The organism is Klebsiella sp. AqSCr, assembly GCF_008452795.1.
GTDB classification, from domain to species: domain Bacteria; phylum Pseudomonadota; class Gammaproteobacteria; order Enterobacterales; family Enterobacteriaceae; genus Klebsiella; species Klebsiella pneumoniae.
Window position 1 is genome coordinate 1,130,160 of the sequence record NZ_MJDM01000005.1, and the last position, 14,782, is coordinate 1,144,941.

12 protein-coding genes and 2 pseudogenes are annotated in these 14,782 nt (G+C 56.0%); 4 read left to right on the plus strand and 10 right to left on the minus strand.

All coding sequences use genetic code 11. The features are described 5' to 3' along the window. Nucleotides 1–9: 9 nt before the first annotated feature. From ftsI to mgrB, 5 genes and pseudogenes are all read right to left on the minus strand, one after another. The gene (gene ftsI / locus BHE81_RS09420) at nt 10–1,758 is read right to left on the minus strand and encodes a peptidoglycan glycosyltransferase FtsI (protein WP_002910924.1); all 1,749 of its coding nucleotides are present in this window, start codon (nt 1,756–1,758) and stop codon (nt 10–12) included. A 187-nt stretch (nt 1,759–1,945) separates the two neighbouring features. After that, nucleotides 1,946–2,155, minus strand: coding sequence for a transcription antiterminator/RNA stability regulator CspE (cspE, locus tag BHE81_RS09425; protein WP_001062678.1), 210 nt, complete (start codon nt 2,153–2,155; stop codon nt 1,946–1,948). Nucleotides 2,156–2,240: 85 nt separating this feature from the next. Further along, nucleotides 2,241–2,312, minus strand: a pseudogene (locus BHE81_RS09430) (DUF2627 domain-containing protein); the annotation flags it as partial. A 590-nt stretch (nt 2,313–2,902) separates the two neighbouring features. After that, entirely contained in the window at nt 2,903–3,193 is a 291-nt protein-coding gene (locus BHE81_RS09445) for a YebO family protein (RefSeq protein WP_002911374.1), read from the minus strand. Nucleotides 3,194–3,267: 74 nt separating this feature from the next. Continuing rightward, nucleotides 3,268–3,411 (minus strand): PhoP/PhoQ regulator MgrB, encoded by a 144-nt coding sequence (mgrB, locus tag BHE81_RS09450; protein WP_002911375.1) that lies wholly within the window; start codon nt 3,409–3,411, stop codon nt 3,268–3,270. 159 nt (nt 3,412–3,570) lie between these two features. On the opposite strand from mgrB, the gene BHE81_RS09455 reads away from it, so the two are divergent. Then, nucleotides 3,571–3,810, plus strand: coding sequence for a YobH family protein (locus BHE81_RS09455; RefSeq protein WP_004145533.1), 240 nt, complete (start codon nt 3,571–3,573; stop codon nt 3,808–3,810). A 56-nt stretch (nt 3,811–3,866) separates the two neighbouring features. Here BHE81_RS09455 and kdgR read toward each other — a convergent pair whose 3' ends face one another. After that, nucleotides 3,867–4,658, minus strand: a complete 792-nt coding sequence (gene kdgR / locus BHE81_RS09460; protein ID WP_002911378.1) for a DNA-binding transcriptional regulator KdgR — start codon at nt 4,656–4,658, stop codon at nt 3,867–3,869. A 177-nt stretch (nt 4,659–4,835) separates the two neighbouring features. Between kdgR and BHE81_RS09465 the strand changes: the two genes are divergently transcribed. Next, nucleotides 4,836–6,206: an MFS transporter gene (locus tag BHE81_RS09465; protein WP_004184658.1), complete on the plus strand. Its 1,371-nt coding sequence runs from the start codon at nt 4,836–4,838 to the stop codon at nt 6,204–6,206. Nucleotides 6,207–6,271: 65 nt separating this feature from the next. On the opposite strand, the gene htpX is transcribed toward BHE81_RS09465, so the two are convergent. The 4 genes and pseudogenes from htpX to BHE81_RS09485 all read right to left on the minus strand — a co-directional run bounded on the left by htpX (nt 6,272) and on the right by BHE81_RS09485 (nt 10,732). Further along, on the minus strand, nt 6,272–7,156 hold the full coding sequence (gene htpX, locus BHE81_RS09470; protein ID WP_009307542.1) for a protease HtpX: 885 nt from the start codon (nt 7,154–7,156) through the stop codon (nt 6,272–6,274). Between the two features lie 235 nt (nt 7,157–7,391). Beyond that, nucleotides 7,392–9,440 carry a carboxy terminal-processing peptidase gene (prc, locus tag BHE81_RS09475; RefSeq protein WP_004145536.1) on the minus strand — a complete coding sequence of 683 codons (2,049 nt, stop codon included), beginning with the start codon at nt 9,438–9,440 and terminating at the stop codon, nt 7,392–7,394. A 19-nt stretch (nt 9,441–9,459) separates the two neighbouring features. After that, a complete protein-coding gene (gene proQ, locus BHE81_RS09480; protein WP_002911385.1) occupies nt 9,460–10,137 on the minus strand; it encodes an RNA chaperone ProQ in 678 nt (225 codons plus the stop codon). Between the two features lie 81 nt (nt 10,138–10,218). Next, nucleotides 10,219–10,732: pseudogene (locus BHE81_RS09485) on the minus strand (GAF domain-containing protein). A 132-nt stretch (nt 10,733–10,864) separates the two neighbouring features. Between BHE81_RS09485 and yebS the strand changes: the two are divergent. Both yebS and BHE81_RS09495 read left to right on the plus strand, forming a co-directional pair. Further along, the gene (yebS, locus tag BHE81_RS09490; RefSeq protein ID WP_002911387.1) at nt 10,865–12,148 is read left to right on the plus strand and encodes a membrane integrity lipid transport subunit YebS; all 1,284 of its coding nucleotides are present in this window, start codon (nt 10,865–10,867) and stop codon (nt 12,146–12,148) included. Beyond that, entirely contained in the window at nt 12,117–14,750 is a 2,634-nt protein-coding gene (locus BHE81_RS09495; protein ID WP_002911388.1) for a PqiB family protein, read from the plus strand. Before yebS ends, BHE81_RS09495 begins: the two co-directional genes overlap by 32 nt. Nucleotides 14,751–14,782 lie beyond the last annotated feature (32 nt).

Consider the following 14,782-nt stretch of genomic DNA (forward strand, 5'->3'; position numbering starts at 1 on the left):
AGACCACTGTTACAGCGCCGGCCCCTGTGGGTGGCTATCGTGCATTACGATCAGATTCTCCGCCCCTTGCGGCATGCCGTCCGGCATGACGTTCTCCAGCCGCAGGACATCGCCCATGATCTGGCTGAAGACCGGCGCGGACACAGCGCCGCCGTAATAGGAACCATTGCTCGGATCGTTCATCACCACCACCAGCGCGAACTGTGGTCGACTGGCGGGCGCCACGCCGGCGGTATAGGCCACATACTTATCGATATATTTGCCGTCCGGGCCGATTTTCTTCGCCGTGCCGGTTTTTACCGCCACCCGGTAGTCGCGTACCGCCGCTTTGGTACCGCCCCCGCCCGGGAGCGCCACGCTCTCCATCATATGTTCCACGCTATGCACAATACTCTCCGGCATCACCCGCGTGCCCATCACCGGCGGATCGATGCGGGTAATCGACAGTGGTCGCGCAATGCCGAAGCCGCCGATGGTGGCGTAGACGTGGGCGAGCTGGAGCGGGGTGACCATCAAACCATAGCCGAAGGCGAAGGTGGCGCGATCCAGTTGCCCCCAGTAGCGGCGATGCGGCATCAGCCCGGCGCTTTCGCCGGTCAACCCCAGCCCCGTCGGTTCGCCGAAGCCGAAAGCTTTATAGGTATCGATCAGATGCTGCACCGGCATGGCGAGCGAGAGGTGGGACACGCCGGTATCGCTGGATTTCTGCAGGATCCCGGTCAGGCTCAGCTCCGGATAATAGCCCACATCGCGAATACGATGGCCATCGAGGACGAACGGATGGGTATCCACCACGCTGTCTGGCTGGACAATCCCCTGCTGCAGCGCAGTCATGATCACCAGCGGTTTGACCGTCGACCCGGGCTCGAAGGTGTCGCTGATGGCCCGGTTGCGAAAATCATCCAGCGTCGCGCTATCGCGATTGTTCGGATTGAAGTCCGGATAGCTGGCCATCGCCAGGATCTCGCCGGTATCAATTTTGATCAATACCGCCGCCCCGGACTCTGCTTTGTTCCAGCGGACGGCGTTGTCGAGGGCGTCTTCCGTCACCGTCTGCAGGCGTTCATCAATACTCAGCTGCAGATTATGCGCCGGAACCGGCGGCACTTCGGTAATGTTCTCAATGACATTGCCATGTTTATCTTTACGCACCAGACGTCGCCCGGGTTTACCGGTCAACTGGGCGTTAAAGCTTTTCTCCACCCCTTCGATGCCCTGATTATCAACATTGGTAAAGCCCAGCAGATTGGCAGCCACGTGGCCCGCCGGGTAGAACCGTCGCGATTCATCGCGCAGGTAGACGCCCGGCAGATGCAGTTTATCAATCCACTCTGCCTGCTCGGGATTGATCTGACGCGCCAGATAGAGAAAGCGAGCGTGGGGATGACTCTGTACCCGCTGGGCCAGCTCTCCGAGGTTGAGGTGCAGCGCTTCGGCCATCGCCTGCCAGCGGGGTCCATAGCCCACACCGCCCTTCTCCATAGTGGTCTGCGGGTCGATCCAGATAGCACTGACCGGAACGCTCACCGCCAGCGGCCGTCCTTCCCGGTCGCTGATCATCCCCCGCTCAACCGCTACGGGTTCTTCGCGCAGGGAGCGCATATCTTCTTGTTTTACCAGGTTATCGGGGGAGATAATTTGTAGCCAGCCCACGCGGACCAGCAGCAGCCCCAGACAACCGAGAATGGCCACACACAGTAACCCGAAGCGAATCGGGGTGAAACTGGCGGCGGACTTCGTTTTTTTCTTTAGCACCATAGCTCCGGCATTGTTTTGCAACCAACTGATTTAACAGAAAATTAGCAAAACAGACTGCTACACAATGCTAATAAAGATGAGTATTTGCAACAAGACGCGACGGGAGGGGGAAAAATGACATGCTTTGCAATAAAAATGCAAAAGCCCCGCGCAGGCGAGGCTTTTATACAAGAAGAATGGTCTTGTATCAGATAGCAGTTACGTTAACTGCAGCCGGACCTTTCTGGCCGTCCTGAATTTCGAACTCAACGTTCTGGCCTTCAGCCAGAGTTTTGAAGCCGTTACCCTGGATAGCGGAGAAGTGTACGAACACGTCTTTGCTGCCATCAGCCGGAGTAATGAAACCAAAACCTTTAGACTCGTTGAACCACTTAACTTGACCTTTAATCTTTGCCATTTGCAAAATTCCTTAGACTGTTTTCTTCGCCTGCTGGCGTTTACCTAGATAAAACTGACACATAACTGCATGAGGCACTAATTTAAGGTTCGGCAGAGAAGCGGTATTCAACGACAACGTGTTTACTCAGGACTTCTTTACTGAAAATGCCACACATAAACAGAACTGTACCTCGTTTAACCCGAAACGTGTTATCACACACTACGTAAATAATGGCAAGCCATTTTTAAACGTGTCTCGATCGTTCGCACAAATTATAAGGTAATCATTTGATCGCCTGCACATTTATGCGTCTTTGCCGCCCCTGGCAAGGCGCTACAGCATCAGCCAATATCGCCCATTCGTTGCCTCATTACTGCAACTTTTTTACCATAGCTCAACAACTTCGCTTCGTCCAGGTATGTCCGTACACGAACTGCTGTAATGTAAGCGTCTGGTGGGCAACGGTGAATATTGATGCGCATAATTCGTTATAACTCCAGACTAAAAATCGCTAAGCCGTGCCAGTGTAGTGATAATAAAACCTGTTAGTCGTCACGCTAAAAATAGTGCTAATTCTGCACCTTAATAATGAAAAAAAGATGACAGTGTCACGTTACCCAACAATAAACGCGGCGAGAATGACTTTATTTACAGCGTGTAATAAAGAGGATATTGCACTAAGAAAGGAATAATGGAATAAGAATAAGATATTACCGCCCGCTATCATGCAGGTGCGCATCTTATGATGCACACCTGTCGGGCGCCTTAACGTTCAGCTACCAGGCGGATAAACTCATCCTCCCCTTTCGCCTTGCCGGCGACGGTCGGCTCAGCCACATCCTCTTTCTCTGGCGCATTAGCTTCGCACAGGCGACGTAACAGCGCATTCTGCCGCTTTTGCTGATCCAGCAGCGCTTGCAGCAGCTCTATCTGCTCATTGGCCCGCGAACTGGCGCGGTTGACGAAGAACCATAACAACAGACCAACAAGCAGCAGCGCCACGGACACAGCCAGCGATGCCAGATTTAAAATCCCAGGATTTAGTAACTCACTCATTTCACCACCTCAAAGAGAAGGCGTTCATTCTACCACCCGCGGCGCAGAAGGAAATCAGTCGGCAGAAAAATGTCTTACCACGGAATAAATTTATTAATAGTGCAAATGCCGCTGAAAAACTGAACATCCTGGTCGCACATTACGTTAAGCATCTGAGTCCACAGCAACAGGCAGCCTGCTATGATGACTATCAGTAAAACCCACCGTAATTTTTTCACTCCACTCTCCGCATCAGTACGCAATGTCGCCAGGATAGCACGGCCTTCTTAAACCGCGGCTAACTGTATTACGAAAGGTAAGTTTAGGAATCATCGACTTGTTTCAAAACGTGTTCGTGTCAAAATCACGCCAGGGATCATACAAATAATGAGGCATCAATGCGATTAATCATTCGTACTATTATCTTGGTGGCTATCTTATGGATTGGCGTATTATTGAGCGGTTATGGGGTGTTATTCCACAGTGAGGAAAACGTCGGCGGTCTGGGTCTTAAGTGCCAATACCTCACCGCCCGCGGAGTCAGCACCGCACTTTATGTTCATTCCGACAGCGGAGTGATCGGCGTCAGCAGTTGCCCTCTGCTGCGTAAAAGCACAACCGTGGTTGATAACGGCTAACATCGAACCGGCGATCGCGACGTAGCGCCGCGGTCGCCAACCCGGTATCCGCCGCCTCAGAACGGATAGTCGTTGTATCCCATTTGTTCAGAAATCTTACGCGCCGCCTGATGGAGCATCGCCACGTATTCATGCAAGCGTTCTTCAGAGAAACGTAGCGTTGGGAAAGAGATGCTCAGCCCGGCGATGACCACGCCGAAACGGTCAAACACCGGCACGCCAATGCAGCGCAGCCCCTCTTCCTGTTCCTCATTATCCTCGCCATAGCCCTGCTCGCGAACGCCATCCAGCACTTTCAGCAACTCCTCGGTGCTGGTAATGGTCCGCTCGGTGCTGCGCTTATACTCCACGCCGTCGAGGATCTGCTCCACTTCGCTGCGATCGCGCCATGCCAGCAGCACCTTGCCAATCGCGGTACTGTACAGCGGGTTGCGGCGGCCAATACGCGAGTACATCCGCAGGTTATACATCGAGTCAATTTTATGGATGTAGACGATACTGTCTTCATCCAGCGCCCCAAGATGGATGGTCTCTTTCGTCAGTCGCGAAAGTTCGCGCATCTGAATATCGGCGCTGCGCACCAGGTCGACGTTCTGCAGCGCGCGCGCGCCCAGTTCGAACAGCTTGAGGGTGAGAGAGTATTTCTCAGACTCTCCTTCCTGTGCCACATAGCCCAGTGATTTCATGGTCTGTAAAAAGCGATAAACGGTGCTTTTCGACATCATGACGCGCTGGGACAGTTCGGTAATGCCAATTTCACGCTCTTCACCCAGCGCCTGTAGGATGCCGAAAACCTTCAATACCGAAGAGACAGAATCTGGCTGTTTATCCAAATCTGCACCTGCCATTTATCACCTCGTCGTAACTGTTTTATAAAAATTAGAACCGGTTTTTATTATAAATTCGCCGCCTCTGAGCCGCAATCATTCTTCTGCCACTTCGTTACAAATCTGCGACATACTGCGAATTAATCAATGCTAAACTCATCATTCAAAAAACCGTTTCATTTAAGACTCATATTCACCATGGATAAAAATTCTTCTGATGGCGTGCCGTTGCCGCAACGCTATGGCGCCATTCTGACCATCGTGCTTGGGCTGACCATGGCCGTGCTCGACGGGGCTATCGCCAACGTCGCGCTGCCGACTATCGCCAGCGATCTCAACGCCTCACCGGCGGCTTCAATCTGGATCGTTAACGCCTACCAAATCGCCATTGTCATCGCCCTGCTGCCGCTATCCTTCCTCGGCGACATGGTCGGCTATCGGCGTATCTATAAGATAGGCCTGGTGGTGTTTATCTTTACCTCGCTGGCCTGCGCGCTGTCGCGTAGCCTCGAAATGCTAACCTTCGCTCGCGTCGCGCAGGGATTGGGCGGCGCCGCGCTGATGAGCGTCAACACCGCGCTGATCCGTCTGATTTATCCGCAGCGCTTTCTTGGTCGCGGCATGGGCATTAACTCCTTTGTCGTTGCCGTCTCTTCGGCGGCCGGCCCGACTATCGCCGCAGCGATCCTCTCCCTCGCCTCATGGCAATGGCTGTTTTTAATTAACGTGCCTCTCGGCATCGTCGCCTTTGTTCTGGCCATGCGCTTTCTGCCGCCCAACAGCGCGCGCAGCAAAATCATCCGCTTCGATCTGCCGAGCGCCATTATGAACGCCCTTACCTTCGGGCTGCTAATCACCGCCCTGAGCGGTTTCGCCCAGGGGCAGTCCACTCAGCTGGTGCTGGCGGAGGTCGCCGCTATGCTGGTGGTGGGGTTCTTCTTCGTTCGCCGCCAGCTCACGATGCCCGTCCCCCTGCTGCCGGTCGACCTGCTGCGTATCCCACTCTTCTCTCTCTCTATCTGCACTTCCATCTGCTCCTTCTGCGCGCAGATGCTGGCGATGGTCTCCCTGCCCTTTTTTCTGCAGTCGATGATGGGGCGCAGCGAAGTGGAGACTGGTCTGCTGCTAACGCCGTGGCCGTTAGCGACCATGGTGATGGCGCCGCTGGCCGGCTATTTGATCGAGAAATGTCATGCCGGGCTGCTGGGGGCTGTCGGCCTGCTGATTATGGCCTGCGGCCTGTTCGGCCTGGCGCTGCTGCCCTCGTCGCCCTCCGATCTGGATATCATCTGGCGCATGGCGCTGTGCGGCGCCGGCTTCGGGCTGTTTCAGTCGCCGAACAACCATACCATCGTCGCCTCGGCTCCGAGCCATCGTAGCGGCGGCGCCAGCGGCATGCTGGGCACCGCTCGCCTGCTCGGACAGAGCACCGGCGCGGCGCTGGTGGCGCTGCTATTCAATTTGCTCGGTAACAACGGCACCCACACCGCCCTGCTGCTGGCCGGCACCCTGGCTATCGTCGCCGCGCTAATTAGCGGTCTGCGGGTCACTCAGCCGCGCGCAGCCTGACGGACGGTAAAAAAAATCCGCAGCTTGCGGGCTGCGGATTTTCGTTTTCAGCGTCAGAAGATGGATTATTTCAGATATTCACCGCTACGCAGGGCTTCAATACGCTTATCCAGCGGCGGGTGAGTCATAAACAGTTCGCTCATGGATTTCGCTTTACCGTTAATGCAGAACGCCATCATGCTGCTGGCTTCCTGCGGCTCATAGCTGGTTTTCAGACGCTGCAGGGCTGCAATCATCTTCTCGCGGCCTACCAGACGCGCCGAGCCGGCGTCAGCATGGAACTCACGGTAACGCGAGAACCACATGGTGATTATGCTGGCCAGAATACCGAACACCAGCTCAAGCACCGTGGCGACGGCGAAGTAGATCAGCGGGTTGCCATTGCTGCTCTCCCCTTCATCTTCCCGGTTGCCGCCGAGGAAACCGGCCGCAATCTGCGCGATAACGCGGGAGATAAAGATAACGAAGGTGTTCACCACCCCCTGGATCAGGGTCATGGTAACCATATCGCCATTGGCGATGTGGCTGATTTCATGGGCAATGACCGCTTCCGCTTCATCACGGCTCATGTTTTGCAACAGCCCGGTGCTGACGGCGACCAGCGAGGCGTCACGACGCGCGCCGGTGGCGAAGGCGTTAATGTCAGGCGCGTGATAGATAGCTACCTGCGGCATGGCAATACCTACCTGCTGCGCCTGCTGCGCAACGGTATTCATCAGCCAGCGTTCCGTTTCGTTGCGCGGCTGCTCGATCACTTCCCCACCCACTGACTTCAGCGCCATCCACTTCGACATCATCAGCGAAACGATAGAACCACCGAAGCCGAACAGCAGGGCCATAATCAGAAGACCGGTCATGCTGCTGGATTGGATCCCCGTGAGGCTTAACACCAGCCCGAACACGACTATCACTGCCAGGTTCGTCAGCAGGAAAAGCGCGATTCGCATCATAATTTTCTTTTTACCTCAATTTAACAAAACGCACTATGCGATTACCCACATCGTATGGGTCAGGCTGCAATTTTCAACCATCAGCCCCCGCTAAGTCACGATAAAAACACAACTTTACATTTTGTAGCATCTTGCTGACAGCGGCAGCGCAGGTTGACATTTTGTTAGATGAGCTGAATGGCGATGACAACGCGCACAAAAAAAACGGGCACCTCTCAGGGTGCCCGTTAGCAACTTATTTGCTGGCCGGCGGTTCCACCGCCGGGCGCGCTTTTTCCAGATGCGCCAGGTCTACCGCGATATGGACCGTTTCATCAAGATACGGATCCGGCTCCTGGTAATCCTTCGGCAGATCGTCCAGTTTTTTCAGCGGCGGCTTGCCTTCGCGTTTCAGGCGATCGTTAATCCGCGCCAGACGAATCGCATCATCTTCTTCGTTCTCTTTCTCACGCTGGGCGTAGTTCAGAGAGACGATGTTACGTTTGTCCTTCATCGCGTTATAACGGGCAATATCCTTCATGATGTACTGGAATTCAGGATCCTGCGCAATACGCTCGTCGTGGCGCTTGAGCAGCTCCGGTCCAAACGGGGTCAGATCCCCGGACTTCACATAGGTGGCCGCGTTGATGCTATCCCACGGCAGCGCGTTGTCTTCATACTGCTCGCCGGTTTCGCGATCTTCATTGCCGGTTGGCATCATGATATCCGGCGTCACGCCTTTGCGCTGCGTACTGCCGCCGTTAATACGATAGAACTTCTGGATGGTGTACTGGACGGAACCCAACGCCGGCCACTCCGGACGCAGCATTTGATCGTAAATACGATTCAACGAGCGATACTGCTGTACCGTCCCTTTACCGAAGGTCGGTTCGCCAACGATCAGCGCGCGGCCATAGTCCTGCATCGCTGCGGCGAAGATCTCAGACGCCGAGGCGCTAAAGCGGTCAACCAGCACCACCAGCGGCCCTTTGTAATAAACCACGCCATCGTTGTCGCTGTCTTCGCGCACTTTGCCATTATTATCCCGCACCTGCACCACCGGACCGGACGGAATAAACAGACCCGAGAGCGATACCGCCTCTGTCAGCGCTCCGCCGCCGTTGCTGCGCAGGTCAATGATGATGCTGCTGACGTTCTGTTTTTCCAGCTTCTGCAGCTGCACTTTCACGTCATCGGTCAGGCCAACGTAAAAGCCTGGAATATCCAGCACGCCGACTTTTTCTTTCCCGACGGTTTTCACCGACATCTTCACCGCACGGTCTTCCAGACGAATGCGCTCGCGGGTCAGCGTTACAATACGCGTCTTGGCTCCTTTACCGGCCGGCAGGATTTCAAGACGAACCTTGCTGCCCTTCGGCCCTTTAATCAGCGCCACGACGTCATCCAGACGCCAGCCGATGACATCAACCATCGACTTCCCGGTCTGGCCAACGCCAACGATGCGATCGCCGACGCTGATCGCTTTGCTTTTCGCGGCTGGACCGCCCGCCACCAGCGAATTAATGACGGTATAGTCATCATCCATCTGCAGCACGGCGCCGATCCCCTCGAGTGAGAGGCTCATTTCGGTGTTGAACTGCTCGGTATTACGCGGCGACAGATAATTTGTGTGCGGATCGATTTCGCGAGCGAAGGCGGTCATCGCCAGCGAGAAGACATCTTCGCTGTTGGTTTGCGCCAGGCGACGGATAGCAAACTTATAGCGACGGGTTAAGGTGTCGCGGATCTCTTTATCGTCTTTACCCGCCAGCTTCAGGCTTAACTGGTCAAACTTAACCTTAGCGTCCCACAGCTTGTTCAGCTCGGCCTCGTCTTTTGGCCACGGCGCTTTGGAGCGGTCAAGGTTGAAATTATCATTGCCGGTAAAGTCCATCGGACGTTCAAGCACCTTCAGCGCATACTGATAGCGCTCGAAGCGGCGCTGCTGCCCCAGGTTGTAGAGGTCGTAAAAAACGTCCAGTTTCCCGCTGCGCAGCTCATCGCCAATTTGGTCTTTTTTAGCCGCAAACTTCGCCACATCGCTGGCCAGCAGCACATTGTGGCTGTAGTCCAGCAGGTTCAGGTAACGGTCAAAAATCTTTGCCGAGAAGGCGTTGTCGAGATCAAACTGACGGTAATGAGAGCGGGTAAAGCGCGACGTCACGCGCTCGCTTACCGTCGCGTGCTGCGGCTCTTCTTTCAGCACGGGGATTTGATCTGCGCGGGTTATGTCATCAACAGCGAATGCATGGCCTGCTATTGCCAGCAGGCCCGCAAGCGCGGTGATTTTAAAAAATGTGTTCATGCCTGGCCCGGCCTCCGTTTCAGAACACCAGGTGTTCTGCGCGTACAATCATTGACATACCAGAAGTCAGCTGTACACGAACGCCATCTTTGGTGATTTCCAGAACGGTGGCGTCCATGGCGTTATTGCCTGCTTTTACCTTCAGCGCCTGGCCGACGGTCAGAACGGAAACATCCGATACCGGAGTAAGACGCTCTTCACGCGGGGCTTTGGCCGCAACAGGACGCGGTTTACGCTGTTCAGCGCCTTCTTTACGACGCGGCTGCTGAGGACGCGGTTTACGCTCGCGGCGAACGCCTTCATCCTGCTGGCCTGCGGCCGCAGCGGCTTCGCGTTTTTTCGCCTGCTGGGCTGCGCGCTGCGCCTGAACGCGAGCTTTCGCTTCTTCCAGCTGCTGACGCGCATGGGCAATGTGCTGCTCTTCCAGTTCGCCGCACGGATTGCCATCCAGGTCAACGCGAATAGCGCCGGCTTTTACGCCGTACAGATAACGCCAGCTGGACGTGTAGAGACGTAATGCAGCGCGAAGCTGGGTCTTGCTGAGATTCATCTCACCACCCACTCGCTCAACGAGATCCTGAAAAATTCCGATTTTCAGGGGGCGCGCTTCACCTTCAGCGCTAAAGCACTGCGGGAAACGTTCGGCCAGAAAGGCGATAACTTCTTTACTGCTATTCAACTTAGGTTGATTTTCCATGAAATTTCCTGATTACAACGGACGTAGCCAACAAGCCGCAGGCATGAACAGGCGACATTATAATGACGTCCTCGCTAAATGCTACGTTATCCGTTGATTATCCCACGACACGGGTAAAGATTTTTTGATAATCCGTGGCCGCAATGAGTTTTTCCAGATGCTCGACCAGCGTGCGCAACCCCTGCTCATCTTCAGCGGTGAAGCGCCCGTAAGCCGGACTATCGATATCCAGCACGCCGATAATCTGGCCATTCACGCGCAGAGGGAAGACAATTTCCGAATTACTGGCGGCATCGCAGGCAATGTGGCCGTCAAAGGCGTGGACGTCCTCGACGCGCTGGACCTGAGCCTGCGCCACCGCCGCGCCGCATACGCCTCGCCCGACCGGGATCCGCACGCAGGCCAGTTTGCCCTGGAACGGTCCCAACACCAGGGTATCGCCTTCCAGAAGGTAGAAACCGGCCCAGTTGACCTCGCTCAGCCGCTCGAACAACAGCGCGCTGGTATTGGCGATCATCGCCAGAAAACTGGTTTCACCTGCCATTAATGCCTGGAAATCGCGGTTCAGATCCGCGTAAAATTCTGTTTTGCTCATTATATCTTCACTTTGTTGTCTTACTGCCTGATACGTACAGCCTACTAAAATAAGCATTAAATGCGCTTGGGCTCAAGATGAATTCATTCATAGGTTAAGATAGTGAGATACATTCATTCCTGTACGTAATAAATGCCGATAAAAACACCCACCCTCAAACCTGCGAAAAAGATGGTCGTGCATACCGTCAGCACGCCGCTTCCCTATGCGCATTATCAGCGCTGTACGCAGTGTGACATGCTCTTCCGCTTACCGGTGCTCAAACGCAACCAAAGCGCCTGGTGTCCGCGCTGTAACGCGAAGGTGCGCGATGGCCGCGACTGGTCGCTGACCCGCCTGGGCAGCATGGCCCTCGCGATGCTATTGCTCATGCCTTTCGCCTGGTCTGAGCCTTTGCTGCGCCTGCATCTGTTGGGCGTACGCATCGACGCCAACGTCCTGCAGGGGATCTGGCAGATGACCGCGCAGGGCGATCCGATTACCGCCGCCATGGTGCTGTTTTGCGCGGTAGTCGCCCCGGTGCTGCTGGTGGTCTCCATCAGCTATCTCTGGCTGGGCAATGTGCTGGGGATGAACCTGCGGCCGGTGCTGCTGATGCTCGGCAAGCTTAAAGAGTGGGTGATGCTGGATATCTATCTGGTGGGCATCGGCGTCGCCTCCATCAAGGTGCAGGATTACGCCTTCCTGCAGCCGGGCATCGGTCTGGTGGCGTTTATCTCCCTGACGTTGTTGAGCATCCTGACGCTTATTCATATGAACGTCGAAGAGCTATGGGAGCGTTTCTATCCCGAGCGTCCGGCGACCCGCGCCGATAATAATCTGCAGGTGTGCACCGGCTGCCATTACACCGGCTATCGCGACGCGCGCGGCCGCTGCCGACGCTGCCACACGCCGCTGCATCATCGCCGACCGCAGAGCCTGCAGCGCAGCTGGGCGGCGCTGATTGCCTCGCTGGTTTTCCTCTTTCCGGCCAACCTGTTGCCAATCTCCATCATCTACGTCAACGGCGCGCGCCAGGACGACACGATCCTCTCGGGGATCATCTCCCTGGCCAGCAGCAATATCGCCATTGCCGGGGTCGTGTTTATCGCCAGTATTTTGGTGCCATTCACCAAAGTTATAGTGTTATTTACCCTGCTGCTCAGCATACAATTCAAGTGCGAGCAGGGATTGCGCACCCGCATCCTGCTGCTGCGGCTAATCACCTGGATTGGCCGTTGGTCGATGCTGGATCTGTTTGTTATCTCACTCACCATGTCGCTAATAAATCGCGATCAGCTCCTCGCCTTCACCATGGGGCCGGCTGCGGTTTACTTTGGCGGCGCGGTAATTTTAACTATTCTTGCAGTTGAATGGCTGGACAGCCGCTTACTTTGGGACGCACATGAGTCAGGAAACGCCCGCTTCGCAGACTGAAGCCAGAATAAAAACCAAACGCCGTATTTCGCCATTCTGGCTGCTGCCGGTCATCGCGTTGCTGATTGCCGCCTGGCTAATCTGGACCAGCTTTGACGACCGCGGATCGACGATTACGATTGATTTCCAGTCCGCGAACGGCATCGTGCCGGGACGGACGCCGATCCGCTATCAGGGGGTTGAAGTCGGCACCGTCCAGGATATTAGCCTCAGTAAAGATCTGAGTAAGATTGAGGTTTCGGCCAGCATCAAACGCGATATGAAAGATGCGCTGCGCAAAGAGACCCAGTTCTGGCTGGTCACGCCGAAAGCCTCTCTGGCAGGCGTATCGGGCCTCGATGCGCTGGTGGGCGGGAACTACATCGGCATGATGCCGGGCAAGGGTGAACCCGAAGATCACTTTGTCGCCCTCGACACCCAACCTAAATACCGCATCAACAACGGCGAGCTAATGATCCACCTGCAGGCGCCGGATCTTGGCTCTCTGAACAGCGGCTCGCTGGTCTACTTCCGAAAAATCCCGGTCGGGCGGGTGTATGACTATTCCCTGAATGCCAATAATCAGGGGGTGACCATCGATGTGCTAATTGAGCGCCGGTTTACCAATCTGGTGAAAAAAGGCAGCCGCTTCTGGAACGTCTCAGGCGTCAAGGCCGACGTCGGCCTGAGCGGGGCCAAAGTGCAACTGGAGAACCTGTCCGCGCTGGTGAACGGCGCCATCGCCTTTGACTCCCCCGCCGATTCGCATGTCGCCTCGCAAAACGATGAATATCACCTGTATGAAGATCTGGCGCATAGCCAGCGCGGCGTGGTAGTGACCCTCGATCTGCCTGATGGCGACGGACTGAAAGCAGGCTCGACGCCGCTCATGTATCAGGGGCTGGAGGTGGGCCAGTTAAGCAAACTGAATCTAAACCCCGGCGGCAAAGTTACTGGCGAGATGACCGTCGACCCGAGCGTGGTGACGCTGCTGCGGGAGAAAACGCTGATTCAGATGAAGAAGCCGAAGCTCTCCCTCGATAACCCCAGCATTAGCACCCTACTCACCGGCAATACCTTTGAGCTGGTGCCCGGCGAAGGCGAGCCACGCAATCACTTCTCGGTAATGCCCGCGGATAAAGCGCTGCTGGATGAGCCCAACGTCGCCACCGTTACCCTCTCGGCGCCGGAAAGCTACGGCATCGACGGCGGTCAGCCGCTGGTGCTGCACGGAGTAAAAGTCGGCCAGGTGCTGGAGCGTAAACTGACGGCCAAAGGGGTAACCTTTCAGGTTGCCATTGATCCTGAATACCGCGATCTAATTCACGGCGACAGCAAATTTGTGGTTAACAGTCGTCTGGACGTCAAAGTGGGGCTCGACGGCGTGCAGGTGCTGGGCGCCAGCGCCAGCGAATGGGTGAACGGCGGGATCAGGGTGATCCCGGGCGAAAAAGGCAAAATGCAAAGCAGCTATCCGCTGTACGCTAACCTTGAAAAGGCGCAGGAAAATAGCCTGAGCGAAGTGCCGACCACTACCCTGAGCCTGTCTGCTGAGACGCTGCCTGACGTTCAGGCCGGCTCGGTGGTGCTGTATCGTAAATTTGCCGTCGGCGAGATCATCGCCGTCAAACCGCGCAAGGATGCATTCGATATCGATCTGCATATCAAGCCGGAGTACCGCTACCTGCTGACCAACAACAGCGTCTTCTGGGCGGAAGGCGGTGCGAAGGTCAAGCTTGACGGTAACGGACTCACCGTGCAGGCCTCGCCGCTGGCGCGCGCGATCAAAGGGGCGATCAGTTTCGATAACCTCAATGGCAGCAGCGCCGGAGCACGGCTGAATAACAAACGTATCCTTTATGCATCTGAAACGGCGGCGCGCGCCGTGGGCGGCCAAATCACCCTGCACGCGTACGACGCCGGGAAGATGGCGGCCGGGATGCCGATTCGTTATCTCGGCATCGACATCGGTCAAATCCAGTCGCTGGAGCTAATCACCGCCAAAAACGAAGTGCAGGCGAAAGCGGTGCTCTATCCGGAATACGTCGGCACCTTCGCTCGCGCCGGGACCCGCTTCTCGGTGATCACTCCGCAAATCTCCGCCGCGGGCGTGGAACATCTCGACACCCTGTTCCAGGCCTACATCAACGTTGAGCCCGGCCGCGGCCCGGCACGACGCGATTTTGAGATCCAGGATACGACGATCAGCGATTCGCGTTATATCGACGGCCTGAACATCGTGGTGGAAGCGCCGGAGGCGGGGTCGCTTGGCATCGGTACGCCGGTCCTGTTCCGCGGACTGGAAGTCGGGACGGTTACCGGACTGTCGCTGGGGTCGATGTCTGACCGGGTGATGGTTAAGCTGCGCATCAGTAAGCGCTACCAGTACCTGGTACGTAATAACTCGGTGTTCTGGCTGGCCTCGGGTTACAGCCTCGACTTCGGCCTGATTGGCGGGGTGGTGAAAACCGGTACCTTCAATCAGTTTATCCGCGGCGGGATCGCCTTTGCCACGCCGCCGGGCACGCCGCTGGCGCCGAAGGCCCAGGATGGCAAGCACTTCCTGCTGCAGGAGAGCGAGCCGAAAGAGTGGCGGGAGTGGGGCACCGCTCTGCCGCAGTAATGCCCCCTTCTCCCGCCCCGGGCAACGCCGGG

Bases quoted from the DNA above. Each gene is read 5' to 3' on its own strand.
- ftsI (WP_002910924.1), bottom strand. From the start codon at position 1,758: ATGGTGCTAAAGAAAAAAACGAAGTCCGCCGCCAGTTTCACCCCGATT.
- BHE81_RS09495 (WP_002911388.1), top strand. From the start codon at position 12,117: ATGAGTCAGGAAACGCCCGCTTCGCAGACTGAAGCCAGAATAAAAACC.
- BHE81_RS09455 (WP_004145533.1), top strand. From the start codon at position 3,571: ATGCGATTAATCATTCGTACTATTATCTTGGTGGCTATCTTATGGATT.
- prc (WP_004145536.1), bottom strand. From the start codon at position 9,440: ATGAACACATTTTTTAAAATCACCGCGCTTGCGGGCCTGCTGGCAATA.
- cspE (WP_001062678.1), bottom strand. From the start codon at position 2,155: ATGGCAAAGATTAAAGGTCAAGTTAAGTGGTTCAACGAGTCTAAAGGT.
- htpX (WP_009307542.1), bottom strand. From the start codon at position 7,156: ATGATGCGAATCGCGCTTTTCCTGCTGACGAACCTGGCAGTGATAGTC.
- kdgR (WP_002911378.1), bottom strand. From the start codon at position 4,658: ATGGCAGGTGCAGATTTGGATAAACAGCCAGATTCTGTCTCTTCGGTA.
- yebS (WP_002911387.1), top strand. From the start codon at position 10,865: ATGCCGATAAAAACACCCACCCTCAAACCTGCGAAAAAGATGGTCGTG.
- BHE81_RS09465 (WP_004184658.1), top strand. From the start codon at position 4,836: ATGGATAAAAATTCTTCTGATGGCGTGCCGTTGCCGCAACGCTATGGC.
- BHE81_RS09445 (WP_002911374.1), bottom strand. From the start codon at position 3,193: ATGAGTGAGTTACTAAATCCTGGGATTTTAAATCTGGCATCGCTGGCT.
- proQ (WP_002911385.1), bottom strand. From the start codon at position 10,137: ATGGAAAATCAACCTAAGTTGAATAGCAGTAAAGAAGTTATCGCCTTT.